Below are 22,590 nucleotides of genomic sequence, written 5' to 3'. Positions count from 1 at the left end.
CGACGTCGCGGCGGTGTGTGGTCGTTTTGTGAGTTTCGCTCCCTAACGTCGGCCGCGAGGCTGACGAGGGGAGCTGAACTTGCGCACAACGCGCCGTGTCGGCGCGGTGACGACGGTGCTCGCGGTGATCTTGTCGGTGCTGCTGCCGACGACCGCGAACGCCGCACCACCCGCCGTGTCGTACGTCAACATCGTCGCCCACCAGGACGACGACATCCTGTTCATGAACCCGGACCTCGCGAACTCGATCACCGCGAACCGGCCGAACACCACGATCTTCCTCACCGCCGGCGAGAACACGTACGAAGTGGGGCCCGGGCAGCGGGGGAACCCGTCGCTCGCGCACTGCCGGGGCGCCGGCCCGATCGACCGCGAGGACTACGCGCGGTGCCGCCAACTCGGGGCGCGGGCCGCGTACGCGCAGATGGCCGGCGTCGCCGACCAGTGGAGCGAGGAGATCCGGACGGTCGACCTGGGCGACCTGACGGTCGACGTCGAGGTGCACACGCTGGTCAACCGCCCCGCCCTGAGGCTGCTGTTCCTGAACCTGCCGGAGCACGCGAACACCAGCCCCGACGTCATGGTGCCCCACGAGGGCGCGCAGTACGACCCCGACCTGGCCGGCGCGAGCCTGTACCACCTCTGGTTCGACGAGCGCGGGGCGCGCACGATCGTGCCCAGCGGCACCGCGCTCTGGCCGGACGACATCCGCAGTTGGTACCCGGACCGCGCCGTCACCGTGGAGGTGCTGTGGCACCTGCTGGAGTGGCTGCGACCGACCGTGATCCGCACGCAGGACCCGGAAGCGGACCTCCGGTACGAGGATCCCGCCAAGCTGCACGACCACAGCGACCACGTGATCGGCGCCCGGTTCGCGGCCGAGGCGGCGCGGATCTACGCCGGGCCGAGCGGGCGCGCCGTGGTGCGGCTGGCGCCCTACCGCAACTACAACATCGGGAACATGCAGGTGAACCTCGGCGCGGGCAAGCGCGCGGACAAGGCCGCGACGTTCGCCGCGTACGACCAGTGGGACCGCAACACGTCGGCCGACCCGCCGTACACCAGCTGGAACTCGCGGATGTTCCACCGCTACACCACCGGCACCACGTGGGCCGGCGTGAACCAGGACGGCCGGCCGCAGGTGTTCGCCGTGCAGAACGGCAAGCTCGTCACCTGGTGGCGCGACGACGTGGAGCAGACCTGGAAGGGGCCGCAGGTCCACCAACCGCCGGGTCCGCTCGCGCCGGGGATCTCGGTGGCGGCGAACGCGGGCGGGCGGCTCCAGCTCTTCGCGCGACGCCTCGACACGCACGAGATCGTCACGATGTGGCAGAACGTCATCAACGGCGACCTCGTCGGGTGGGACACGCTCGGCAACCCGAACGCGGGCACCGACTTCGCCGCCCAGGTGGGCACGCCGGTGGCGGCGCGGACGTCGGACGGTCGCATCCGGGTGTTCGTCAAGAACGGCGGCGGCGGCCTCAGCGTGAAGGCGCAGACGAACCCGGAGGACGGGTTCGAGCCCCAGTGGCAGGACGCGGGCGGCGCGGGGCTCCAGGACGGGCTCGCGGTCGGGCTGGACCGCTCGGGCGGCACCGACGTGTTCGGGTACGCGGTCGGGACGGACCAGGTCGGACGGATCCTGCACTGGTTCGCGACGCCGCCGGACGCGAACAACACCATCCCGCCGTTCACGCTGAAGCCGGCGCCGTTGACGGGCTTCGAACCGGCCGGGCCGCCGTCCGTGGGCCACGACCGCGACGGCCGCCAGGAGGTGTTCTACCCGCTGGCGACCAACAACGGCGGTGACCGGGCCGGGCAGGTCGGCCACACCTGGCAGAACCCCGACGGGAGTTGGACCGGGACGCTGGAGTCGATCTCCGGTCAGGGCGTGCTCGGCCCGCCCGCCGTGTCCGACGCGCCCGGCACGGGCACGACCGACGCCCGGATCATGGTGTTCACCACCAACAACGGCGGCGGGGTCAGCACGACGAAGCAGTACGGGGCCGGCATGGGGTTCAACCCCCAGTGGTCGGACCTGGGCGGGTTCGTCGTCGGCCAGCCCTCCGCCGTGCCGGACGGGTCCGGCCGGGTCCACGTGTTCACGTTGACCGACAGCGGCGGCGTGGCGTTCCGCGTGCAGACGGCCGCGAGCGGGGCCGCCTCGTTCGGGCCGTGGCAGACGCTGGCGTCGCCGTAGTCGAGGACGGCGACAGGGGTGGGGCGGACCGCAAGGCCCGCCCCACCCCGGCGTTCAGGCCCCCTTGCGGAACAGGGCGCGCTTCTGCAGCGACTCCTCCAACGCGCGGAACGCGAGGTCCAGCGCGGTGTTGTACTCGCTCTGGTCGCGCGGCGGCACGGACTCGTCCGGCGCAGGCACCGTGGTCATGGTGAACCACCGCTCGTCCCACAGCAGCCCGACCACGGCCTCCCAGTGCTCCGCGACGACCTGCTTGACCAGCTTCTCCTGGTCGATGACCTCGGCCATCCGGTCCTGCGAGGCGGCCAGCCGCTCCAGCAGCACCCGCACCCTGGCCCGGTCGGCCGCGCGCATCCGCTCCACCGACTCGCCGGCCAGCGCGACGACCTCCCGGTACCGCTCGATCGCCGAGACCGCCTCGACCTCCGGCGCGCCGTGCCCGCCGGCGCGCTGCGCGGGCACCACTGAGGCGTGGGTGGTCATGGTTCCTCCCCGGGGTCGAACGGGATGACGACCTGCGGCCGCGAGTGCTCGAACCGGTCGAAGAACAGGCCCCGCCGCGGTCGGGGCGACCACGCGATCACCTGCTCCGGTCCGAACGACAGCAGCTCCTTGCCCTGGATGTCGAACGCGATCCACGCGCCGATGTCGTCGTAGACGCCCGGCGGCAGGCTGTTCTTCAGCCGCTGCGCGCCACGCCACCAGCCCAGCACGTGGGTGCGGTTCTCCGGCCCGTGCTTGAGCACGGTCCGCAGGTGGTCCAGCCCGGAGACCCGTGTCGTCGGGTTCTTCGCCTCCAGGAGGGTGTGCGCCGCGTCCACCGCGTAAACCACCAAGTAGTGGGGTTGCGGCGGCGCGCCCGTCCCGCCGGTCATGCTCGCGGTGATGCCGCCCGCCGTGCCCTCCAGCAGCGCCTGCACGCCGTCCAGGCCCAGCACGTCCACCGAGTGGCCCGCGTCCTCCAGCCGCTTGGCCAGCCGCTGCGCGTGCGGCCAGGCGTCCTCGGCCAGGCACGCCAGGGTGAACCGGGCGTCGCCCGGCTCGTGCTGGCGGGCCAGCGACAGCGCCGCGCCGCCCAGCACGCCCGCCGCGTCGTCGGCCAGCGAGCCCAGCACCGCGATGTTGCGGCCCGGCGTGCGGGCGAAGCGCACCTTGGCCGCGCTGCCCGCCACGTCGATCACCTGGCCCAGCAGCACGGTGGGCGCGCCGCCGTCGACCGGCCGCAGCGCCCGGAAGTCCGGCAGCGCCCGCAGCACGGGCACCTTGCTGCCGTCGAACAGGATCGGCTCGGCCAGGTCCGGCGGGCGCAGCCGGTGCAGCTCGGCCTGGAGCACGTCGAACGTGCCCTTCGCGGTGGCGTCGGGGATGCGCGCGACCTCGTTGCCCGGCCGCACGCCCGACTCGTGGTTCACCACCGCGTGCCAGCGCGGCAGCTCCACCGCGGCGTCGTTCTGCGGCTCGGCCAGCACCCGCCGCGCCTTCGGCAGCGCGATCCGCACGGTGAACTGCTCGAAGATCGCCGACTTGCCCCAGAAGCCCTCGATGCCGGACACGTCCTGGCTCGACAGCACCAGGTGGATGCCCTGCGACCGGCCGCGCCGCGCCACGTCCTCCAGCAGCTGGGTGGCCTGCGCGGTGACCTGGTCGCGTTCGCCGAACAGGTACTGGAACTCGTCGATCACCGCCACGATCCGCGGCCAGTGCCCGTGCGGGTCCTCCTCGCGCAGCTGCTCCAGCTTGGTGACCTCGTGCCGCTTGGCCGCGTCCGCCCGCCGGCGCATCTCGTCGGCCAGGAACGCGAGCAGCGCCACGCCGAACTCGCGGTCGGTGTTGACGTTCACCCCGACCAGCCGGGCGTGCGGCAGCCACGTCGGGTCCTTGCGGCCCGGCGCGAACTGCGCGAACGACACGCCCTCCTTGAAGTCCAGCAGGTACAGCTCCAGCTCGTCCGGCGCGTACCGGGCGGCGAGGCTGCCGAGCATGGCGTAGAGGAAGTTCGTCTTGCCCGAGCCGCTGGGACCGCCGATCAGCGCGTGCGGCGACGTGTCGCCCAGCCCCACGTGCACCGGCTCGCCCTCCAGGAACCCGACCGGGGCCAGGACGCCCGCCGAGGAGTCCTCCGCCCAGAACCGCTCCGGCAGCAGGTCGGCGAAGGTGCTGAGCCGGTTGCGGCGCTCCTCGCGCTTGTCCGCGATCGCCGCGCACGCGCGGGGCACCTGCGCGCGGGGCAGCGGCGGGTCGAGCGCGACGGTGACGTGCCGGCCGGTCATCGTGCAGGTCGCGGACTGGTCGGCGGCGACGGTCACGGTCTCGATCGGCGAGTTGACCGTGACCGGGATGTCCACGATCACCAGCTGGATCCCGGCCGCCAACCCGTTGCGCGCCACGCGTTGCAACTGCTGCTGCTGGTCCTCCTTCAACGGCTGCCGGTTGCCGAACAGCACCGCCACCCGCCACGGCTCGGTGCGCCGCCCGCCCGCCGCCCGGACCGACTGGTGGCCCTCGGTCAGCACGCCGGTGTGCACGCGCCGGATGTGGTCGGACAGCTCGTCCAGCAGCTCGTGCAGCCGCGCCGGGTCGTGCACGGTCAGCAGGCCCGCGCGGGTCAGCGGGTACAGGCCGGGCAGCGCGCCGGTGAGCTGGCCGACGTCCCACACGTGGACGTGCACCAGGCCGGGCTGGAAGTGGCTCAGCACCCGCAGCAGCAGGTTCTCCACCAGCGCCTCGGCGGTCGCGCGGCTCTCGTGCACGGAGGAGACGTGCAGGTGCGAGTGGTCGAGCAGCGGCACCGCCACCGGGAACCGGCGCGGCTCCGGCGCGCCGCGCACCACGCCGGTGCCGATGCGCCACAGCTCGGGCACGCCCTCGCCGTCGGCCGTGCCGGGCGTGCCGAGCCACGCCTCGGGCGGCCACGACGCCGGGCCTTCGGCCGCCGCGTTCACCAGCGCGGTCAACTGGTCCGGCCCGCGTTCGGACCACTCGCGGAACGCCTCGACCCGGTCGACCATCGCCTGCGCGACCTGCTGCGTGAACAGCGGGTTGGCCAGCGCCTTGGCCAGCAGCGGGTCCTCCAGCGCCCGGTCGACGCCGTCGCCGCGCAGCATCACCTCGAACATGTCGCGGGCGCGCTCGTCGGCCAGCAGGCGGTGCTCGCGCGCGGCGTTGCCGAGCGCGGCGGCGACCGCCCTGCGGAACTCCGCGAAGGAGGTCTCGATCCTCCTGCGGCGCTCGTCACGCCTGCTCACGTCACAGCTCCACGGCTAGGCGTTGGACCAGTTCCAGGCTGCCCACGATCAGCTCCAGCTCGGCGGCGAACTTCTCGCCCGCCGCCGCGAACCCGGCCGGCACCAGGGACTCGTGGTGGTCGGCGCCCGCCTCCAGCAGGATGTCGACCGCCTCGTCCAACGCGTGCTGGGCCTCGCGGACGCTGCGGTAGGCGTCCCGGAGCAGCTCGCAGCTCTGTTCCAGCGCGAGCCTGACCTCGCCTACCGACGTCACGTCACAGCCTGGAGTTGATGCTCTCGGCCTGGGAGATCCCCGCGCCGAGGTGCTTCTGCAGGTCGGACACGCCGCTGACGACCTCGGCGAACCGCGCGTTCGCCTGCTCGACGTCGGCCTGGACGCTGCCCTGGGTGGCCGTGCTGAGCAGGGCTTGCGCGTCCTCGGCCAGGTCGGCGGCCTGTTGCAGGGCGTTGACGCTCTGGCCCGCCTTCTCGACGGCCTGAGCGATCGCGTTGCGGACCTCTTCGATGCTGGCCATGTCGGCTCCCGACCCCTCCTGCGGACTGCCTGGGTTCCTATAGTTGAAAGTAGTACCTAAAGTTTCACGATTCACAAGCAAGATCGGCTGACCGGGTGGGATGTGAAAACCACTCGATCGGGGCAGCGCGAACGATCTCAGTCGGGCACCGTCCACACGAATGCCGAGGCCGGTGTCGCGGTGAGTTCCATCGCGGCGATGCCCGCCGCCGGCGCCGGCGCCGCCGACCAGCGGATCGACCCGGACGCGCCGGACCACTCGACCGGCGACCACCCCGAACGGCCCAGCGACGCCACCGCGTCGTGTAGCGCGACCGTGGGCGAACTGACGCTCGAACCGAGATCCATGTGCACGCTCAGTAGGTGCCCGTGCGGAGCCACCCGGGTGATCTTGCCACTGCGCGCGACCCGGCTCGCTACCGCCCGCGCTTGCCACTCGGCGCTCGCGGACCGGTCCGTGGCCACGTCGACGCGCAACGACAGCCGGGTCTCCGACGCAGAGTCGGCGGTGATCACCCGTTCGGGCGCGGGCGTGTCCGTCGAACGGCCCTGCGGCTCGCGGTCCCGCCCGGCGTCGGGCGCGCCGGCCTCCCGGGTGTGGTGCTGCTGCGAGGGGTCGCCGCCCGCCCACGCCTCGACCAGCAGCCGCTCCGCGCCCGGCACCAGGGGGTCGAGCAGCGCGGGGTCCTCCAGCACGGTCCACGCGGTCGGCGGCTCGCACGCCACCCGCGGGGTGGGGAACTCGTCGCCGAGCTGCCGCACGAACGCGCGCACCGCCCGCGCCAGCGCGCCGGCCACGTTGCCCGACGCCCGCTCGCCGCTGACCCGGCTGATCGTGACCGACCAGCAGCCGGGTTCCTCGTCGGAGCAGTCGAAGGCGCGCACGACCCGCCCGCCGACCCGGCGCAGCAGTGCGGCGCAGGCGGCGCGCGCCTGCTGCTCGTCGTCGGCCGCCACCACCGCGGTGATCAGCAGCTCAAGGTCCTCTACCACCATCTCGGGAACGAATTGTCCACGACACGCCTGTTGCGCGTGAGGGTGCCACTGATGTCACCCATAAGCAGGGACTTGCGCCCACCCCTCGTGATGTCCGCTGATCAGGCCGTTTTCGCCACTTCAACCTTCGTTCACACGATGCGGTCGGCGACCTCCGACGCGCCGCCGTGCGAGGTAACGATGTGAGCGCATGGCCAACGACACCAAGGAGGTTCCACCATGCGCAGCATCATCCGACTGGTCGCGGCGGGCGCGCTTTCGCTCCCGATCATCATCGGTGCCGCGGGCATCGCGTCGGCCGACGTCGAGTTCGACCAGTCCGACGTGGCCGCCACATCGCAGGGCGCCAGTGTCTACGACCAGGCTGCGGGTGCCGACGACTACGGCAACTCCTACTACTACGAGCAGTACCAGCTCGCCGGTGAGGATGGCGCCGGGTCGTTCCTGGTCGTGTCCTGGGTGTACGACGGCCACGCGGGTTACTTCGACAACTACAGCTGGTCCGGCCCCGATGGCGCGTGGACGGGCGACACCTCGGCCACCGCCGACGCCCCGGACTACTACGACGATGACGACTACGACGGCGACGACGACTACGACGACGAAGACCACTACGACGACTGATCACTGACGGGGTGGGGCGGCGCGCCGCGTGCCGCCCCACCCGTTCATGTCCGCGGCTTGACCTGGAGCGCGCTCCGGCGTGTTGGGTGGTCCCATGACGAACTTGCGGGACAAGGTCGCGCTGGTCACCGGCGCGTCGTCGGGCATCGGGGAGGCGACCGCCGTCGCGCTGGCGCGCGAGGGCGCGGCCGTGGTGATCGCCGCGCGGCGCGTGGAACGGTTGCGCGCACTGGAAGAACGGCTCGCGGGCGACGGCGCGCGGGTGCTGTCGATCGCGCTGGACGTCACGGACGAGGCCGCGTGCCGGGACGCGGTGGCGCGCACCGTCGAGGTGTTCGGCGGGTTGGACGTCCTGGTCAACAACGCGGGCGTGATGCTGCTCGGCCCGGTGGAGGGCGCGGACACCACCGACTGGACCAGGATGGTGTCGACGAACCTCCTGGGCGTCCTGTTCCTCACCCACGCCGCCCTGCCGCACCTGGTGGCGCGCAAGGGTTCGGTGGTGCAGGTGTCGTCCACGGCCGGCCGCGTCGCCCGCGCCGGCACGGCGGTTTACAACGCCACCAAGTTCGGCGTCAACGCGTTCAGCGAGGCCCTGCGCCAGGAGGTGACCCAGCGCGGGGTGCGGGTCGTCGTGGTCGAGCCCGGTGTCGTGGAGACCGAGCTGCGCGAGCACATCACGAACCAGGCGGCCAAGGAGGACATCACCGCGCGGGCACGGGCGATGCGGCAGCTCCAGGCGGAGGACGTGGCCGCCGCGGTGCGCTACGCCGTGACGCAGCCGGACCACGTGTCGGTCAACGAGATCCTGGTGCGGCCGACCGACCAGCCCTGGTGAGCGCCCCTCAGCGCGGCCCCAGTACGCGGCGCGCGAACGCCAGCACGTCGGCGACCACCTCGGCCGAGTTGGTCTCGTGGAACACGTCGTGCCGCGCGCCGGGGTAGAGGCGCTCCTCGAACAGCAGGCCCCGCAACCGGTCGGTGCCGGTGCGGGTGTCGGCCGCCGGCACCCACTCGTCGGCGTCGCCGTGCAGCCACAGCGTCGGCAGGTGCTCCAGCGCGGGCCCGTAGTTGACCTGGTCGAGCGCACGTTCCAGCGCCTCCAGGGTCTCCCGCCGGTACGGCCCGTGCCACACCAGGGGATCGGCCGCGTACCGCTTGCCGACCTCGGGGTCGCGCGACAGCAGCGCGGGGTCGAACGGCTCGGTCGCGGACCCCGGCGAGCCGAGCTGGTCCAGCCCCTGCCACGTGCCGAGCACCGGCGCGGACAGCACCAGCGCGGTCGGCGGGTCGAGCTGCGCGTACCGGGCGGCGACCAGCCCGCCCTCGGCGTGCCCGATCAGCACGGTCGGCAGGTCGGACGCGGCCGAGGCGACCGCGGCGGTGACGTCGGCCAGCACGCCGTCGAAGTCGGTGATCAGCGCGCGTTCGCCCTCGGAGCGGCCGTGGCCGACGAGGTCGGGCGCGACGACGAGCGCGCCCGCGCCCACCAGGGCCTCGGCCACGTCGGCGTACCGGCCGCTGTGCTCGCCGTAGCCGTGCACGATGACGGCGAGCCAGTCGGCGTCCAGGTTGGGCCAGGTGCGGACGGCGAGTTCCCCGGCGTGGCCGGGGACGTTGGACTCGATCACCTAGGCAGCGTAGAACGCGCTGATCTCGATCTTCCCGCCGGCGCACACCGGACCCAGGCCCCACTGGAGGTTCACCGGCTCGGTCTCGTCCGGCGGGATGGCCGCGGCCCGCGGCGCCTCGGCCTGGCACGGCCGGTCGACCGGCTCGTCACCGGTCGGCACGACGGTCCAGTGCAGGTTCGCCGCCGCGGCGGCCCCGGGCGTCAGCGTCACCGGCGACGGACCGGGGTCGGGGGTGCGCTGGAGGTCGGTCGGCAGCGGGTTGCCCGCGGCGTCGAGCAGTTGCAGGCCGCTGTAGCCGTTGACCGTGCACGGGGCCGCGCCGTTGTTGGTGATCACGAGCTTGCCGTACCGGTTGCCCGCGCCCGCGTCGGTCGGCTCCACGGCGCCCGCGAGCACGGCGGCGGTGCAGCGGCCGGCCGCCTGGCCGGTCGCCTGGCCCGACGACGGCGCGACCGACGAGGGCGGCACCGGGGCCGCCTCGGCGGACGAGGACGTCGAGGCGGGCGGCTCGACCCCGAGGGTCGACCGGTCCGCCGCTTGTTGGGGGCTCCCGCACGCGGTGAGCGCGACCGCCAGGGCGCCGAACGCCACGAGTCGCCTCATGTCCACCTCCCGGCTCGGAACGGGTCCTTGTTCCCAGGACGTACCCCGGCCCCGGTCGGTTGGGTGGATCGGCGAGGAATTCACCGGATCGGGGGCATCATTGACGGTTCTCGACCCAGCCGTCCGGCAGCAGCGGCATGCCGGCGACGGGGGCCGTCCACAGGTAGGTCCAGCACATCCGCCCGTCCGGCAGCGCCACGCGCACGCGGCGGTACTCGTCGCCCTCGTACTCGTCCAGCGCCGGGAGGGCCTCCTCGGGGCGTTCGAGGCGCAGCACGTGCCCCGGCACGGCGGCCTGGCCGAAGGGGTGGCGGGAGGCGTTCGGGCCGGAGGTCTCGGGCGCGGGGCGCAGCGCGGGGTAGCCGCGGCCGGTGTCGTGCAGGGCGCCGGGCAGCCGGGCGGGCTCCGGGGCGCCCACCACGAACGGGGCCACCAGGGGCCACGCGGTCGAGCCGGGCCGGAGGGTGCCGTACACGAAGAGGCGGTCGGGCCAGTCGTCCGGCGACGGGTCGCCGTGCACCGGGGTCACGTCGAGGCCGTCGCCGTCGGCGGGCCGGCCGCCGAGCCGTCGCGCGCCGCGCTGGTCCACGTCGGCGCAGCGCACGGGTCTGCCGTTGACCAGCAGCGGCATCCGCCGGGTGCCCGCGCCGGTGTAGGCCAGCACGGAGTCGACCACGGCCCCGTTGAACAACGTCACCCGGCCGGTGTGCACGCGCACGAGCCGGTACCGCAGGCCGCGCCCCTCGCAGCGGTCGAGGACGCGCAGCTGCTCCGCGGTGGCGAACCACACCGCGTGCTCCTCCTCGACGCCCGGCGCGGCGGCGAGGGTCGCCGGGCGCTGGCCGTCGGTCTTGCGCAGGCCCGCGGCCCAGACGGCGGCCAGGCCGTCGCACCGGGCGCGCAGCACGACCGCCGGGCCGGTCAGTCCCAGTTCCTCGCGCAGCCAGGTCACCTTGGCGGGGTTGGCGTTGGAGCCGTACGCCAGCACCGGCATCCGGCCGGCGAGCGGCGGTTCGCCGTGCCGGGCCAGCCACTCGTCCAGGTCCTCGCCGTCGGGCGCGACCCGCCACCCGGAGTCGGCGCCCGGGTCCGGCGTGACCGGCCACCCGGCGCCGTCGAGGTGCACGAAGCAGTGTCCCGGCCGAGCTCCCGGATAGGGCTCGGCCGGGTGACTATCGTCGGTGAACGGCTGCGTCATGGCTCCCATTCTGGCAAACCTCACTCGGAATTCATCCGTTGTTGGTTTCTACGGAGTGGAAGAGGTCCGAGCTTTCGAGGCGTCCGGAGGGAGCTGTCTCGGGTGTTTCGGCCGAACTGGATCGCTTCACATCGGATGTGTGAACGTGACCTGTCACACGTTCTCGGCCCGCCGCGCGTCGTACTCCTCCTGTGCCGCCCGGAAGTTCGGCAGGTTCTCCTCGATCCAGCCGAACAAGTTTCGGATCTGCTTCGCCGCATGGGTGCCCAGCGGCGTGAGCGAGTAGTCCACCCGCGGCGGGATGGTGGGGTGGGCCTCGCGGCGCACCAACCCGTCCCGCTCCAGCGCCTGGAGCGTCTGGGCGAGCATCTTCTCGCTCACCCCGGTCACCGCCCGGCGCAGCTCGCCGAACCGCTGCGTGCCGTCCAGGAGCTTGCCGAGCACCAGGCTGCCCCAGTGGCCGGTGGCGTGGTTCGCGATGACGCGGGAGGGGCAGTTGCGGTCGTATACGTCACCTCGCGGCTCCATGGCGGCCACGGTACCTGGATGCTTTCCGAGTCGTCAGTACCTGACGTTCGGGTAGGTGCTTTCGAATGGTTAGCGTCGTGCCTACCGTGGGCCGCATGACGACCTTGATCACCGGCGCGACCGGCCACCTCGGCTCCCTGATCCTCAAGCACGCCCTCGACCGCCTGCCCGCCGACCGGCTCGCCGTGTCCGTCCGCGACCCGGAGAAGGCCGCGGGGCTGGGCGTGGAGGTCCGCGCGGGCGACTTCGACGGCCCCCTCGCGGACGCGTTCGCCGGCGTGGAGACGCTGTTGATCGTGTCGGTGGACGGGCCGGACGAGATCCGCGTCCGCCGGCACCTGAACGCGGTGCGCGCGGCGGCCGACGCCGGCGTGCGGCACATCGTCTACACGTCGGTGACCGACGCCGACACCTCGCCGCTGGGCCTGGCCGCGGTGCACAAGGCCACCGAGGAGGCGATCCGCGCGGTGGGCGTGCCGTTCACGTTCCTGCGCAACGGGATGTACCACGAGAACTACCTGCCGCAGGGCCCCGGCCCGATCGTCACGGCGGCGGGCGACGGGCGGATCGCCAGCGCGTCGCGTGACGACCTGGCGCTCGCGGCCGCGGTCGTGCTGAGCACGCCGGGGCACGAGAACGCGGTGTACGAGCTGACCGGGCCGCGGGCGTGGAGCTTCGACGAGCTGGCCGCGGCGGCGGGCACGACGCACCGGGCGGTGGGCGCGGAGGAGCGCGTGGCCGGGCTGAAGGGGTTCGGGCTGCCGGACTTCCTCGCCGAACTGCTGACCGACATCGAGGTGAACATCGGTCGCGGTGTGCTCTCGGAGGTCCGGCCGGACCTGGAGAAGCTGATCGGGCGTCCGCCGGTGGCGATCGAGGACGTCGTGCGGGCCTGATTCCCGGCCGTGGCGCGGCTGCTCCCGGGGGCGGGGCGGCTGTCGCCGGACGACCGTGCGCGGTCGACGATCGGCGGCTGCCCGGCCGGCGTGCGCGGTCGGCCGCTCAGCCGTCGATGAGCAGGGCGGCGTCGATCTCGCGGTGGGCCTCCGGGTGCTCCTCCCACCACTTCGCGTAGCCGGGGTTGCGGGTCAGCACCGCGCGGTACGCCTTGGCCGCGGCGGTGAAGACGTCGTGGGCCCGCCCGGCGGCGGGCCCCTCGCGGCGGGTCGCCAGGAGCAGGTCCACCATCAGCGGCGAGCCGCGCAGCGGGCGGATGACGATGCCGTCGCCGCTGCGCGACTGCGGCAGCGCGAACGACACCGCCCCGTTGGTCACCAGGCTGCGGGCGGTGCTCGCCTCGTGCGCGTGGTGGGTGAACCGGGGCGTGAACCCGGCCGCCGCGCACGCCGCGAAGATCTGGAGCCGGTTGCCGACGAACTCGTCCGGCGGCGAGACCCAGTCCCGGTCGGCGAGCTGCCCGAGGTCCACCTCCTCCTGCGCGGCCAGGGGGTCGGTCTCGGGCAGCGCCACGAACTGCGGCTCGCTCACCAGCCGGCGGACCTCCAGCCCGCGCAGCTCACGTCGCTCCAACCCCTCGAACCGGTCCAGCACGGCGAGCTGCACCCGGCCGGACACGAGCAGCTCCAGCAGGTTCGACGCGCCGCGCGTGATCTCGGTGCGGACCTCCGAACACGGGATCACCCGCCGCAGCTCCTCCACGAAGTGCCCGAAGAACAACGTGGGCACCCCGCCGACCAGCAGCGGTCCGGGCGTGCCGCCCCCGCTGCGCTGACGGGCCAGCGAGACGAGCTGGTCGACCTCGTCGAGCACCAGCCTCGCCGTGCCGACGACCTGTTTGCCCAGGTCCGTGGGCGCGGAACCGCCGGGCGTGCGGTCGAACAGCCGACCGCCGACGATCCGCTCCACGGTCCGCAACTGGGCGCTCATCGCCGGTTGCGTGAGCCCCAGGCGGGAGGCCGCCTTGGTGAGGCTGCCTTCTTCGGCTATCGCGCACACCGCGCGCAGGTGGCGCAGCTCGAGCTCGGGCATAACGCTCTTCTATCCCCCTTCCGTATGAGCCGCCAGCCCTGGCGGGCGTCATAGTTGGCCAGTCCCCACTGCTGCGGAGGAGAACAGATGCGCCACGCGAGCCAGATCTACCGCACGAGCCGGATCCACTGAGCAGCGGCTCGGCCGTGCCGTCCCGTCGAGCGGCCCGCGCCCCGTTATACGCGGGCGGGGTCCGGGCGACGCCGGGGGCGGTGACGGCCAGGGGGTGCGAGGCGGACGTCCCCACCCCGAACGGGGCCGCCGGTCGCCATTGCGGAGTGCGCGACCGGCGGCCCCGCCGCGCAGTCGGTACGTTCGAACCATGTCGGTGGTGGACAGCCCAGTCGACTGGGTGAAAGAGCACATCCGCAAGTACGTCGCGACCGGCGGCGCGGAGGGGCACGAGTGGCAGCCGGGCGTCTTCACGCTCCTGCTGACCACGATCGGCCGCAAGTCCGGGCAGCCGCGTCGGACCGCGTTGATCTACCAGCCCTACGGCGACGCGTACGTGGTCGTCGCGTCCTACGGCGGCGCGCCGAAGCACCCGTCGTGGTACCGGAACCTGGCCGAGCGCAACGAGGCCGAGGTCCAGGTCGGCCCGGACGTGTTCCGGGCCCGCGCCCGCACCGCGACCGGTGAGGAGCGGGACCGGTTGTGGAAGCTGATGACCGAGGCGTGGCCGGCCTACGACCAGTACGCGAAGAAGACCGACCGGGAGATCCCGGTGGTGGTGCTGGAGCGCGTCGGGTCGTAGGCGCGGCCCGGTCCGGATCGCGGACCGGGAGCGCGGTCCGGGCGCGTCACCCGGTGATCGGCACGGCGGAGCCCGTCACGGTGACCCGCGGGTCGTCGGGCGCGACGCGGATCTCGAGCAGGCTCGGGCGGCCCAGGTCCACGCCCTGGTGGATGGTCACGGACCTCGGCCGTTCGACCCGCCCGATCGCCCGCAGGTAGCCGCCGAACGCCGCCGCGGCGGAGCCGGTCGCCGGGTCCTCGACCACGCCGCCCACCGGGAACGGGTCGCGGGCGTCGAACACGTCCTCCTCGCGCTGGTGCACCAGCTGCGCGGTCACGGCGTCGTGGGCGCGCAGCAGGTCGGCCAGCGCGTCGAAGTCGTAGTCCAGCGCGGCCAGGCGGGCGCGGGTGCGGACGGCCAGGACGAGGTGGCGCGAGCCGCCGAACGCCCAGTGCGGCGGGTAGCGGTCGTCCAGGTCGTCGGCGGACCAGCCCAGCGCGCGCAGCGCGGCGGTGACGTCGGCGGGCGCGGCGGGCGTGGCGTGGGTCGGCACGCTGGTCAGCGTCGCGGTGGTGGGGGTGGTGGCGACGTCGACCAGGCCGGCGGGGGTGTGGAAGCGCAGGGTTCCGGGCCGGCCGAGGGCGACGGCGGCGGCCACGGTGGCGTGGCCGCAGAACGGCACCTCGACCAGCGGGCTGAAGTACCGGACGTCGAAGTCGTCCGGCTCGGCGGGCCGGGGGACGACGAACGCGGTCTCCGAGTAGCCGACCTCGGCGGCGATCTCCAGCATGCGGGCGTCGGTCAGGCCGGTAGCGTCGAGCACGACACCGGCCGGGTTGCCCCCGGCGGGGTCGGTGGCGAAAGCGGTGTAGCGGAGCACGGTCGGTTCCTGCGCGTCGGTCATGGGACGAGCGTCCCCCAGGAGGGCGCATCGAGTCCAACGATTCCCAGTGATGTGCGCTATCGGTATTGTCGATGTGGTGGACACCCGCCTCCTGCGCACCCTCCTGGTGCTCGCCCGCACGGGCAGCTTCACCGCCACCGCGGCCGAGCTGCACCTCGTGCAATCCACGGTGACGAGCCAGGTCAAGGCCCTGGAACGGCACCTCGGGGCCCGCCTGTTCGACCGGCTGCCCAGCGGGGCGCGGTTGACCGAGGCGGGTCGGCAGGCCGTCGAGCACGCCCGGGAGGTGCTGACGTCCGAGCAGCGGTTGCGGGACGCGGTGCGGGGGAGCACGGCGGTGGAGGGCGACGTGCGGATAGCCGCACCGGAGTCGGTGTGCGCCTACCGGCTGCCGCAGCGGATCGCGGACGTGGCGATGCGGTGGCCGGGGATCTCGGTGCACCTGTCGCCGGCGGGCACCCGGCAGGCGTTGGCCGGGGTGCGCAACGGGACCTTGGACCTGGCGCTGGTGCTGGAGGACTCGCTGGCCGCGCCGGGGTTGAAGGTGACGGCGGTCGGGGTCGAGCCGATCGAGCTGGTGTCCGCGCCGGGGGTGGTGCTGGACGAGCGGTACTTCCTGCTGGAGGAGGGGTGTTCGTACTGCGACCGGTTCGTGCGCGAGCTGCCCGCGACGCCCAGCATCACGCGGTTCGGCAGCATCGAGGCCGTGCGGTCGTGCGTGGTGGCCGGGTTGGGGTGGGCCGTGCTGCCGCGGGTGGCGGTGGCCGAGCAGTTGGACGCGGGCACGTTGCAGCGGGTGCGGGAGCTGCCCGACAGCACGCTGTTCCTGGTCACGGACCCGCGCCGCACCCCCTCGGCCGCCGTCCGCGCCGTCGCCGCCGCCCTCGACTGACCCACGCGTGTCGAACACTCAGGACCCGTGTGTCCTACGTTGAGAACGCGAGAGTCCTACGTTCAGGACCCGTGAGTTCAACGCTCGCGTCCGGCTCGATGTGACACGGGCAGGCCGAAGCCGGCAGGCCCGGGGATAGAGCGTCCCGCCGCGCCTGCCGGCTCCGACCGGTCGGATCGAGCCTCAGGTGGTCGGTGGCGGGCCCGTTCGGCGGGCACGTTGGGCCAGCTCGGTCAGCTCGGCGAGGAACTCCCGCGCCGGCAGCGGCTTGCCCTCCTTGCGGAACGGGGACGGGGCCAGCGGCACGACGAGGTCCGTCACGGGGGAGTGCAGCCAGAGCGCCATCACGTAGAGGGGGGCGATGCGGAGCAGGCGCAGTTCGAAGCCGGCCACCGCGAGCTGGGGCAGCAGGCGGACGGCCTTGACGGCCTTGTCGGTCTCGGCCACGAACGGGCCCTCGGTGAACTGCGACACCTCCTGGGCGCCGTCCGGGCCCGGGGTCGTCTCGGCGCTCGCGATGGCCTGCCCGCCGTCCTCGACGAGGTAGCGCCAGCCCACCGGTTGCGCCCGGTCGAGGCCGCCGCCGGAGGTGATGTCGTCGATCCCCAGCGTGAAGACCTGGTGCGGCGTGGAGAGGTCGAGCCGGTCCTTCCGCGCGCCGCGCAGGGCCTTGGTGGAGAAGTGGGCTCCGTCCACGAAGGAGTGGAGGGTCGCCTTGACCCGGTCGGGCAGTCCGGTCGGCGGGTCGGGCAGGTGCAGTGGCATGGCAGCTCCTTCAGCCCCGGGCCTTGGTCTTGTAGCTGACGTTCCAGAGTCCGCTGTTCTGGTACCTGCTGCGGAAGTTGTCGTAGGTCATGTCGAGGTCGCCGGACCACGGGTCGCCCACGCTGACCCACTCGACCCCGTCGCGCACCGAGCGTCCCCGCACCGCGACGATGTGGCCGCCCCAGATGAAGCCGTTCTGGTCGCGCCACGCGATGTTCACCACGACGGGCGCGGACTTCGCCAGCTCCGCACCGAGTTGCACGGTGGTCAGCGGTTCGTTCAGGCGCTCCCTGAAGTTCCCGACGCGCTGCAGCGCCGTGTCCGGCCACCGCCCTTCGTTGGCGGGCGACTCCTGACCGGCGGGGACGCAGGCGTCCTTGCGGTTGAACTCCGCGTTGGCGAGCGAGCACTGGGTCCACGCCGAGGCCGGGTCGTAGAACCTGGAGACGCTGACCGTGGCCGCGCTCCAGCACCACATGGTCTGCTCCTGGTGCTGCATGACGAAGTTGACGTTCTGGTCGGCCATGTCGAGCACGAAATTCGCGAGCGTGCTGCTGCCTGGCTCACCGGTGGCCGTCCCGCCCCCGGTGCTCGTGGTGGCGGTCACCCCGCTGCCGTTGAGCCGCAGGAACACGTTCGGGAAGGCCGCCGACTCCACCATGAAATCACCGCCGGGCTGGGCGTTGAGCTTGAACTTCTCGTACAGGCCGGGTGCCCCGAATTGGCAGTTGACCGTTCCGACACGTGAGCTGCCCGGCTCCACCCCGCTGCCGTCCAGCCGCAGGTACACGTTCGGGAAAGTCGCCGACTCGAACGAGTACGTGCCGTCGGAATGGGGACGGAGCTTGAACTTCTCGGTGGCTCCGGCTTTGAACTGGGCGTTGACCTTGCCGCTGCCGGGATCGGTGAACGACGTCACGTTGCTGCCGTCCATGCGCAGGTAGACGTTCGCGTAAGCCTTCGACTTGATCGTGACGGGTATTTCGCCCAGTGCTCCGAGGTCGGCTTTCGACAACGGCATGACGGCCCCTCTCCTGCTGATCGTCTGTGCTGCTCAAGGCTGTGTTCCCACCCCGTCTGCACTCGTGCGGGACGGAATGCGGAATCGGCCGGTAATGCCGAGGCGTGCGTTTGCCCGCCGATCGTCGCGGGCATGCGGGAATGCCAAGGGTCGAACGGGCGCTCCCCTCGCCCCGGTGGCTTCCTTGGCGTCGGGAAGCATCGCACGCGCCGACGGGACCGGCTATAGGCCGAAAGCCGTTGTCGAACGGGGGCGACTTCACGTTGCGTGATCAACTCGTGAAGTGGTTTTGCGGTTTTTGTCGCACCCTCTTCCGTCGACGGGGCGGTGGCCGCATTTCGGCGGTGACGGTGGACGGGCTTTCGTGCGCCATTCAGGAGGTCGAACCCAGGGGGAACAGCGCAGCGACCGACCCGCCCGGGTGAGGTTGTCCCGCTGAACACCGGTCACCGGTTCGACGGGGTGTGCCGCGGCGGTGTCACGACCCGGTTGGCGCAACGGGGTGGTCTGTCGTGGACTACGCGGGTTGTTCGGTCAGCAGACCTTCGCAGGTCCGAACGACCACGGCCGCGGCGCGGCGTTGGGCGTGGTCCAGGAGCGGGTCGGCGGCGTGGTCCCGCCAGCGGTTCAGGGTGTGGTGGAGCACGTGGTGCAGTTCGTCCGGCCGCGGCTCGTGGTCCAGGCCGAGGCGGGTCAGGGGATCGGCGCCCAGGCCGCCCACGAGGCGGGTGGCTTCGGCTTCCAGGCCGTCGGGCAGCCGGATCCGTCCACTGTGGATCGCTGCGAGGAGGCGCAGCTCGCGGAAGTCGTGGGCGGAGGCGAGGATCCGTTCGGTGGTGGTGGCCAGGGTGGCGGCGGTGGGACGGGGTTCGGCGCGCAGGACGACGTCCAGGCCCAGGAGGGCGGATCGGGCCTTGAGCACGTCGTGGCGTTCGGTGAAGTGGATGCCGATCGAGTCGCGCAGTTCGCCCAGGCCGCTGCGCTGCACCAGTTGACCGGTGAGCTTGACCTGGGTGTCGAAGCCCTGGCGGATGAGGGTGGTGGTCAGGCGGACGCCGAAGATGCCGAAGCGGTCGACCAGCGCGCGGCGGGTGGCGGGGTCCAGGGGGATCGGGAAGTCGTCGCCGACGAAGCGGTCGGCGGAGAGCAGGTGCTCCTCCAGCGCCGTGCGGGGCAGGCCGGCCAGCGTGGCGAGGGCGGCGAACTCGTCCGGCCGGACGGTGCGCGCGGCCACGGCGAGGAGGCCGGCGACGGCGACGACGTTCTGGCACAGCGGGGTGACGGCCGCCTCCCGGCGGTAGCGGCGGGCGATCTGCTTGGCGGAGGTCAGGGCGTCGATCCGGCCGCCGCCGATCTCGTCGGCGCGGGAGAGCACGACGACGGTGTTCACCGGGGTCGCGCGGGCGACCGGGTGGTCGTGCGCGGCCTGGAGGAAGCGCAGGTCCGTGTTGTGCATGTGCCGGGTCAGGTAGAGCACGGCGTCCGCTTCGCCGTAGACGTGCTCGACCGGGGCGCCGGCGGGGGTGTCGATCAGGGTGACGTCCCGCAGCGAGCGGGAGGGCCACTCGACCACGACGCGCTCGGCGTCCGGGGCGTCCACGAACGCCCTGCCGTCGCGGCGCACGACCGGGACCTCGTAGTGGCCGACGTGGGCCTTCGGCTGGGGGCCGTCCTGGTACCAGGTGGTCGCGCCGGTCGAGGTCAGCTCCTCGCCGATGAGGGCGCTCACCACGGTGGACTTGCCCGATCGCGGCGCGCCGGCGACGGCGACGCGCAGCGGTTCGGCGAACCGGGCGCGGTGCGCGCGCAGCCAGGCGACGGCACGGGGGCTGTCGCGGTAGATCGCCAGGGCGTCGTCCAGCAACGCCAGGACCTCGTCGGCCAACCCCATCAGGCGCTGATCCCCAGCGGTGGCGCCTGACCGCCCGCCAGCGCCTGCACGCGCTGGTAGAGGGCGACCAGCTCGTCCAGCTCCCGCCTGGCGTCACGGCTGCGGCGCTCGCGTTCCGACGTGTCGTCCTGGACCGCGCGCCGGGCGCTGCGGGCCGACTCGAGCAGCGTCTCCTGCAACTCCTCGGCCAGCGTGGAGAAGTGGTTGCGCAGGCTGCGCTGGATGTGCCGGGCCGCGTCACGGCAGTCCTTGCTGAACTTCACGAAGAAGTCGTCCACGTGCCGGGCGGCGGCGGCCTTGGCCGCGGCCTGCCGGCGGCGCAGGCGCTGGTCGCTCTCGTCCATGATGGACTTCCCGCCGAACAGCGCGCCGGCGCCCAGGGAGATCGCGTTGATGAGCGGCATGCCGGCGAGGCTGGTGGCCAGGCCGAACATCAGCACGCCGCCGTAGGAGCCCTTCAGGCCGGTGAACGCCTTCTGCGCCAGGCTGAACTTCTCGATCAGCGGCTTGTCCATGGGCGCGACGCGGTCGAGCACGTCGTCCGGGAAGATCGACTCGGGCAGGAGGTCGTCGCGGGCGACCGGGAAGCTCTTCGCGACCTTCTCCGCCACCCACTCCGAGCGGTCCAGGAGCCAGGCGAAGTTGGTGGTGGCCGCCTCGGTGAGGTTGTCCTCCAGCCACGTCTCGAACCTGTCCCAGCCCAGCGCCGGGTCGGCGGTCTCGAAGGTCTTCTCGACCTCGCGCATGATCCTGCGGGTGCGGTCGCGCAGGTCGTACTCGATGTCGGAGACCAGGTCGGCCATCTCGTCCGCCAGCACGGTCTGCCAGCGGGCGGAACGGCGGCGCAGCTCGTCGATCCGGCGCTGCGCCTCGTTGAGCGCGGCGATGGTCTTCTCCGGGCCCTGGGCGGCGCGGGTGGACAGCTCCTCGCGCACCGGCGCGACGAGCTGCCGGATCGCGGACGCGGCCGTGACGGCGACCGTGCGGCGGGCCAACTGGTCGGCGGCGGCGAGGATGTCCTGCCGCACGCACGCCAGCAGCTCGGGGAAGCCGGACTCGGCGTTGAGCGCCTTGTCGCCCGTCCTGGCCGCGCGCAGCCGCAGCGCGGCGGACACCGGGATGAGCTTCGCGGTCACGCCGGCGCGGGCCAGGTGGGCGCGGTTGCGCTCGACCACGCGCCGCCACTGCGCCGCGATGTCGATCTTGGTGAGGACCACGATCACGTTGGGGCAGGACGTCATGACCTGCTTGATCAGCTCCAGCTCCGAGCCGGTCAGCTCGGTGGTGGCGTCGGAGACCATGAGCACCGCGTCGGCCTGCAGCAGCGCGGTGAACGTGCTGGCGGTGTGCGCGGGCCGCAGGTCGCCCACGCCGGGCGTGTCGATCAGCACCAGGCCCGAGTCCAGCAGGGCGCGGGGGATGCCGACCTCGGCGCGCACCAGCTCCCCGCCGTGGTGGCTCGCGCTGACCTCGCTGGCGAGCCGGTCGAGGGGCACCGGGATCCGCTCGGTGGGGGTGTTCGCGACGGACGCGCCCCGCACCAGCGCGGCCGACGGTGTCTCCGCGTGCTGCACGAACGTGGGAACGGTGGTCGTGACGTCGTCACCCACCGCGCACACCGGGGCGTTCACCATCGCGTTCACGAGCTGGCTCTTGCCCTGCTTCGGCTCGCCGATCACGAGCACGCGGAGCTTGGGGTCGAGCTGGCGGGCGCGCTTCTCGCGCAACCGTTCGGCCAGGTCGGGCCGGTTGTGCGCAGCGCAAGCCCGGATCGTGTCGTCGAGCACGTCGAGCCAGGGCGCGGACATCACCTGGCAGAGTGTGCCCGCAAAAGCACTCCGGGTGAAAGTCCGGACGGGGCGAGGGCCGGTCCCGCCCCCCACGGGCAGGACCGGCCCTCCGGTGGTGGATCAGTCTCAGAAGAGCAGGTCGTCCACGCCGAGCGAGTCGACGACCGGCAGGTCCAGGTGGTCGACCGTGCCGGTGACGTTGCTCACCACGCCGCCGACGCCGGCGGTGTCCGCGACGCCCGCGACGGTGTCGGTCACGCCGGACAGGGGTGCGGCGCCGGCGAGGTCGGTGGCGCCGGAGACGTCGAGGGTGTCGCCGAGGTCGGCGACGTTGCCCAGGTTGGCGGGCAGCGCGCTGGTGAGGCCACCGGTCACGGAGCCGACCACGCCGTGCAGCGTGTCGACGGCGCCGAACGCGGTGCTGGTCAGGCCGTCCGCGCCGGGCAGCGAGCCGGTGACCCCACCCGCGGTGGCGACGGCACCGTCCAGCGTGCCGGTCGCCGTGGCGGTCAGGTCCGAGACCTGACCGGTGGCGGTGTGCAGCGTGCCGTCCAGGGTGTCGGTCACGTCACCCACCGCGGAGAAGTCACCCTCGACCGACAGCTCCGCCGCCGCGGAGCCGTCCAGCAGGTCCCAGCTCGACACGCCGCCGAACAGGGCCAGGCCGTCGGCGTCCGCGCTGAGCGTGCCCGCCACGGCGGCCTTGACGTCGCCCGCGCCGGTGGCGCCCGACACGGCGAGCTGGTCGGCGACGGCCTTGAGCCGGAAGATCGCGCCGGCCTGGCCCGCGTCGACCAGGTCGAGCGGCAGGTCCTCGAGCAGCGCGCCGTCGAGAGCGGGCAGGCTCCCGGTCGGCACGTAGTCGAGCACCAGCGGGATGACTTCCTGCACGTCCAGGGCGCTGATGTCGCTCAGGCCCGCCGCGGCCAGGGAACCCTCGGCGTCGGCCTGGAAGTCGGCCAGCGCGGTCGGGTCGCTGAGCAGGTCGAGGACGAAGTCGTGCAGCGTGGTGGGGCTGGAGCCCATGATCGATCTCTCCTGGTCGAGTAGGACGCGGGAA

Annotated in this window: 22 protein-coding genes; 6 read left to right on the top strand and 16 right to left on the bottom strand. The window is 72.9% G+C overall.

Going from position 1 to position 22,590, the window contains the following annotated elements:
- The first annotated feature begins 79 nt into the window (after nucleotides 1-79).
- Nucleotides 80-2,200, top strand: coding sequence for a PIG-L family deacetylase (locus ACWEFJ_RS32170; RefSeq protein ID WP_449716043.1), 2,121 nt, complete (start codon nucleotides 80-82; stop codon nucleotides 2,198-2,200).
- A gap of 54 nt (nucleotides 2,201-2,254) precedes the next feature.
- On the opposite strand, the gene ACWEFJ_RS32165 is transcribed toward ACWEFJ_RS32170, so the two are convergent.
- The 5 genes from ACWEFJ_RS32165 to ACWEFJ_RS32145 all read right to left on the bottom strand — a co-directional run bounded on the left by ACWEFJ_RS32165 (nucleotide 2,255) and on the right by ACWEFJ_RS32145 (nucleotide 6,955).
- Nucleotides 2,255-2,683 carry a hypothetical protein gene (locus ACWEFJ_RS32165; RefSeq protein WP_378086802.1) on the bottom strand — a complete coding sequence of 143 codons (429 nt, stop codon included), beginning with the start codon at nucleotides 2,681-2,683 and terminating at the stop codon, nucleotides 2,255-2,257.
- Complete coding sequence (locus ACWEFJ_RS32160; RefSeq protein ID WP_449716042.1) at nucleotides 2,680-5,445, bottom strand: FtsK/SpoIIIE domain-containing protein; 2,766 nt, start codon at nucleotides 5,443-5,445, stop codon at nucleotides 2,680-2,682. Before ACWEFJ_RS32160 ends, ACWEFJ_RS32165 begins: the two co-directional genes overlap by 4 nt.
- 1 nt (nucleotide 5,446) lies before the next feature.
- Nucleotides 5,447-5,698: a hypothetical protein gene (locus tag ACWEFJ_RS32155; RefSeq protein ID WP_378086807.1), complete on the bottom strand. Its 252-nt coding sequence runs from the start codon at nucleotides 5,696-5,698 to the stop codon at nucleotides 5,447-5,449.
- A gap of 1 nt (nucleotide 5,699) precedes the next feature.
- Nucleotides 5,700-5,960 carry a hypothetical protein gene (locus ACWEFJ_RS32150; RefSeq protein ID WP_378086809.1) on the bottom strand — a complete coding sequence of 87 codons (261 nt, stop codon included), beginning with the start codon at nucleotides 5,958-5,960 and terminating at the stop codon, nucleotides 5,700-5,702.
- Between the two features lie 137 nt (nucleotides 5,961-6,097).
- Nucleotides 6,098-6,955: a hypothetical protein gene (locus ACWEFJ_RS32145; protein ID WP_449716041.1), complete on the bottom strand. Its 858-nt coding sequence runs from the start codon at nucleotides 6,953-6,955 to the stop codon at nucleotides 6,098-6,100.
- Nucleotides 6,956-7,174: 219 nt separating this feature from the next.
- On the opposite strand from ACWEFJ_RS32145, the gene ACWEFJ_RS32140 reads away from it, so the two are divergent.
- Both ACWEFJ_RS32140 and ACWEFJ_RS32135 read left to right on the top strand, forming a co-directional pair.
- Nucleotides 7,175-7,579: a hypothetical protein gene (locus tag ACWEFJ_RS32140; protein ID WP_378086814.1), complete on the top strand. Its 405-nt coding sequence runs from the start codon at nucleotides 7,175-7,177 to the stop codon at nucleotides 7,577-7,579.
- 94 nt (nucleotides 7,580-7,673) lie between these two features.
- Nucleotides 7,674-8,417 carry an SDR family NAD(P)-dependent oxidoreductase gene (locus tag ACWEFJ_RS32135; RefSeq protein WP_449716040.1) on the top strand — a complete coding sequence of 248 codons (744 nt, stop codon included), beginning with the start codon at nucleotides 7,674-7,676 and terminating at the stop codon, nucleotides 8,415-8,417.
- Between the two features lie 7 nt (nucleotides 8,418-8,424).
- Here ACWEFJ_RS32135 and ACWEFJ_RS32130 read toward each other — a convergent pair whose 3' ends face one another.
- From ACWEFJ_RS32130 to ACWEFJ_RS32115, 4 genes are all read right to left on the bottom strand, one after another.
- The gene (locus ACWEFJ_RS32130) at nucleotides 8,425-9,210 is read right to left on the bottom strand and encodes an alpha/beta fold hydrolase (RefSeq protein ID WP_449716039.1); all 786 of its coding nucleotides are present in this window, start codon (nucleotides 9,208-9,210) and stop codon (nucleotides 8,425-8,427) included.
- Nucleotides 9,211-9,816, bottom strand: coding sequence for a DUF4232 domain-containing protein (locus ACWEFJ_RS32125; RefSeq protein ID WP_378086820.1), 606 nt, complete (start codon nucleotides 9,814-9,816; stop codon nucleotides 9,211-9,213).
- A 97-nt stretch (nucleotides 9,817-9,913) separates the two neighbouring features.
- Nucleotides 9,914-11,014, bottom strand: coding sequence for a gamma-glutamylcyclotransferase (locus ACWEFJ_RS32120; protein ID WP_449716038.1), 1,101 nt, complete (start codon nucleotides 11,012-11,014; stop codon nucleotides 9,914-9,916).
- Between the two features lie 153 nt (nucleotides 11,015-11,167).
- Complete coding sequence (locus ACWEFJ_RS32115) at nucleotides 11,168-11,542, bottom strand: winged helix-turn-helix transcriptional regulator (protein ID WP_378086824.1); 375 nt, start codon at nucleotides 11,540-11,542, stop codon at nucleotides 11,168-11,170.
- Nucleotides 11,543-11,637: 95 nt separating this feature from the next.
- On the opposite strand from ACWEFJ_RS32115, the gene ACWEFJ_RS32110 reads away from it, so the two are divergent.
- The gene (locus tag ACWEFJ_RS32110) at nucleotides 11,638-12,438 is read left to right on the top strand and encodes an SDR family oxidoreductase (protein ID WP_378086826.1); all 801 of its coding nucleotides are present in this window, start codon (nucleotides 11,638-11,640) and stop codon (nucleotides 12,436-12,438) included.
- Nucleotides 12,439-12,544: 106 nt separating this feature from the next.
- Here ACWEFJ_RS32110 and ACWEFJ_RS32105 read toward each other — a convergent pair whose 3' ends face one another.
- Nucleotides 12,545-13,531 carry a LysR substrate-binding domain-containing protein gene (locus ACWEFJ_RS32105; protein ID WP_449716037.1) on the bottom strand — a complete coding sequence of 329 codons (987 nt, stop codon included), beginning with the start codon at nucleotides 13,529-13,531 and terminating at the stop codon, nucleotides 12,545-12,547.
- Between the two features lie 322 nt (nucleotides 13,532-13,853).
- Here ACWEFJ_RS32105 and ACWEFJ_RS32100 point away from each other — a divergent pair, with 322 nt between their 5' ends.
- A complete protein-coding gene (locus ACWEFJ_RS32100; protein ID WP_378086830.1) occupies nucleotides 13,854-14,285 on the top strand; it encodes a nitroreductase family deazaflavin-dependent oxidoreductase in 432 nt (143 codons plus the stop codon).
- 46 nt (nucleotides 14,286-14,331) lie between these two features.
- Here the strand turns inward: ACWEFJ_RS32100 and ACWEFJ_RS32095 are convergent, their stop codons facing one another.
- Nucleotides 14,332-15,171, bottom strand: a complete 840-nt coding sequence (locus tag ACWEFJ_RS32095) for a PhzF family phenazine biosynthesis protein (RefSeq protein ID WP_449716036.1) — start codon at nucleotides 15,169-15,171, stop codon at nucleotides 14,332-14,334.
- 76 nt (nucleotides 15,172-15,247) lie between these two features.
- Between ACWEFJ_RS32095 and ACWEFJ_RS32090 the strand changes: the two genes are divergently transcribed.
- Nucleotides 15,248-16,063, top strand: coding sequence for a LysR family transcriptional regulator (locus ACWEFJ_RS32090; RefSeq protein ID WP_378086834.1), 816 nt, complete (start codon nucleotides 15,248-15,250; stop codon nucleotides 16,061-16,063).
- Nucleotides 16,064-16,246: 183 nt separating this feature from the next.
- Here the strand turns inward: ACWEFJ_RS32090 and ACWEFJ_RS32085 are convergent, their stop codons facing one another.
- The 5 genes from ACWEFJ_RS32085 to ACWEFJ_RS32065 form a co-directional block, all read right to left on the bottom strand.
- On the bottom strand, nucleotides 16,247-16,828 hold the full coding sequence (locus ACWEFJ_RS32085; RefSeq protein ID WP_378086836.1) for a hypothetical protein: 582 nt from the start codon (nucleotides 16,826-16,828) through the stop codon (nucleotides 16,247-16,249).
- Nucleotides 16,829-16,838: 10 nt separating this feature from the next.
- Nucleotides 16,839-17,849: a papain-like cysteine protease family protein gene (locus ACWEFJ_RS32080; RefSeq protein ID WP_449716035.1), complete on the bottom strand. Its 1,011-nt coding sequence runs from the start codon at nucleotides 17,847-17,849 to the stop codon at nucleotides 16,839-16,841.
- A gap of 517 nt (nucleotides 17,850-18,366) precedes the next feature.
- On the bottom strand, nucleotides 18,367-19,740 hold the full coding sequence (locus tag ACWEFJ_RS32075) for a GTPase domain-containing protein (protein WP_449716034.1): 1,374 nt from the start codon (nucleotides 19,738-19,740) through the stop codon (nucleotides 18,367-18,369).
- On the bottom strand, nucleotides 19,740-21,548 hold the full coding sequence (locus ACWEFJ_RS32070; protein ID WP_378086842.1) for a dynamin family protein: 1,809 nt from the start codon (nucleotides 21,546-21,548) through the stop codon (nucleotides 19,740-19,742). Before ACWEFJ_RS32070 ends, ACWEFJ_RS32075 begins: the two co-directional genes overlap by 1 nt.
- A 108-nt stretch (nucleotides 21,549-21,656) precedes the next feature.
- Complete coding sequence (locus tag ACWEFJ_RS32065) at nucleotides 21,657-22,556, bottom strand: IniB N-terminal domain-containing protein (protein ID WP_378086844.1); 900 nt, start codon at nucleotides 22,554-22,556, stop codon at nucleotides 21,657-21,659.
- Between the last annotated feature and the right edge of the window lie 34 nt (nucleotides 22,557-22,590).

This window comes from Actinosynnema sp. NPDC004786 (genome assembly GCF_053601135.1).
The sequence above is the reverse complement of the archived record's forward strand: the minus strand, read 5'-3'. Positions and strand labels throughout refer to the sequence as shown.

What these genes read in the sequence shown, in the direction of transcription:
- ACWEFJ_RS32165 (WP_378086802.1), bottom strand. Translation starts at nt 2,683, where the DNA reads ATGACCACCCACGCCTCAGTGGTGCCCGCGCAGCGCGCCGGCGGGCAC.
- ACWEFJ_RS32150 (WP_378086809.1), bottom strand. Translation starts at nt 5,960, where the DNA reads ATGGCCAGCATCGAAGAGGTCCGCAACGCGATCGCTCAGGCCGTCGAG.
- ACWEFJ_RS32145 (WP_449716041.1), bottom strand. Translation starts at nt 6,955, where the DNA reads ATGGTGGTAGAGGACCTTGAGCTGCTGATCACCGCGGTGGTGGCGGCC.
- ACWEFJ_RS32140 (WP_378086814.1), top strand. Translation starts at nt 7,175, where the DNA reads ATGCGCAGCATCATCCGACTGGTCGCGGCGGGCGCGCTTTCGCTCCCG.
- ACWEFJ_RS32135 (WP_449716040.1), top strand. Translation starts at nt 7,674, where the DNA reads ATGACGAACTTGCGGGACAAGGTCGCGCTGGTCACCGGCGCGTCGTCG.
- ACWEFJ_RS32125 (WP_378086820.1), bottom strand. Translation starts at nt 9,816, where the DNA reads ATGAGGCGACTCGTGGCGTTCGGCGCCCTGGCGGTCGCGCTCACCGCG.
- ACWEFJ_RS32120 (WP_449716038.1), bottom strand. Translation starts at nt 11,014, where the DNA reads ATGACGCAGCCGTTCACCGACGATAGTCACCCGGCCGAGCCCTATCCG.
- ACWEFJ_RS32115 (WP_378086824.1), bottom strand. Translation starts at nt 11,542, where the DNA reads ATGGAGCCGCGAGGTGACGTATACGACCGCAACTGCCCCTCCCGCGTC.
- ACWEFJ_RS32110 (WP_378086826.1), top strand. Translation starts at nt 11,638, where the DNA reads ATGACGACCTTGATCACCGGCGCGACCGGCCACCTCGGCTCCCTGATC.
- ACWEFJ_RS32105 (WP_449716037.1), bottom strand. Translation starts at nt 13,531, where the DNA reads ATGCCCGAGCTCGAGCTGCGCCACCTGCGCGCGGTGTGCGCGATAGCC.
- ACWEFJ_RS32100 (WP_378086830.1), top strand. Translation starts at nt 13,854, where the DNA reads ATGTCGGTGGTGGACAGCCCAGTCGACTGGGTGAAAGAGCACATCCGC.
- ACWEFJ_RS32095 (WP_449716036.1), bottom strand. Translation starts at nt 15,171, where the DNA reads ATGACCGACGCGCAGGAACCGACCGTGCTCCGCTACACCGCTTTCGCC.
- ACWEFJ_RS32085 (WP_378086836.1), bottom strand. Translation starts at nt 16,828, where the DNA reads ATGCCACTGCACCTGCCCGACCCGCCGACCGGACTGCCCGACCGGGTC.
- ACWEFJ_RS32080 (WP_449716035.1), bottom strand. Translation starts at nt 17,849, where the DNA reads ATGCCGTTGTCGAAAGCCGACCTCGGAGCACTGGGCGAAATACCCGTC.
- ACWEFJ_RS32075 (WP_449716034.1), bottom strand. Translation starts at nt 19,740, where the DNA reads ATGGGGTTGGCCGACGAGGTCCTGGCGTTGCTGGACGACGCCCTGGCG.
- ACWEFJ_RS32070 (WP_378086842.1), bottom strand. Translation starts at nt 21,548, where the DNA reads ATGTCCGCGCCCTGGCTCGACGTGCTCGACGACACGATCCGGGCTTGC.
- ACWEFJ_RS32065 (WP_378086844.1), bottom strand. Translation starts at nt 22,556, where the DNA reads ATGGGCTCCAGCCCCACCACGCTGCACGACTTCGTCCTCGACCTGCTC.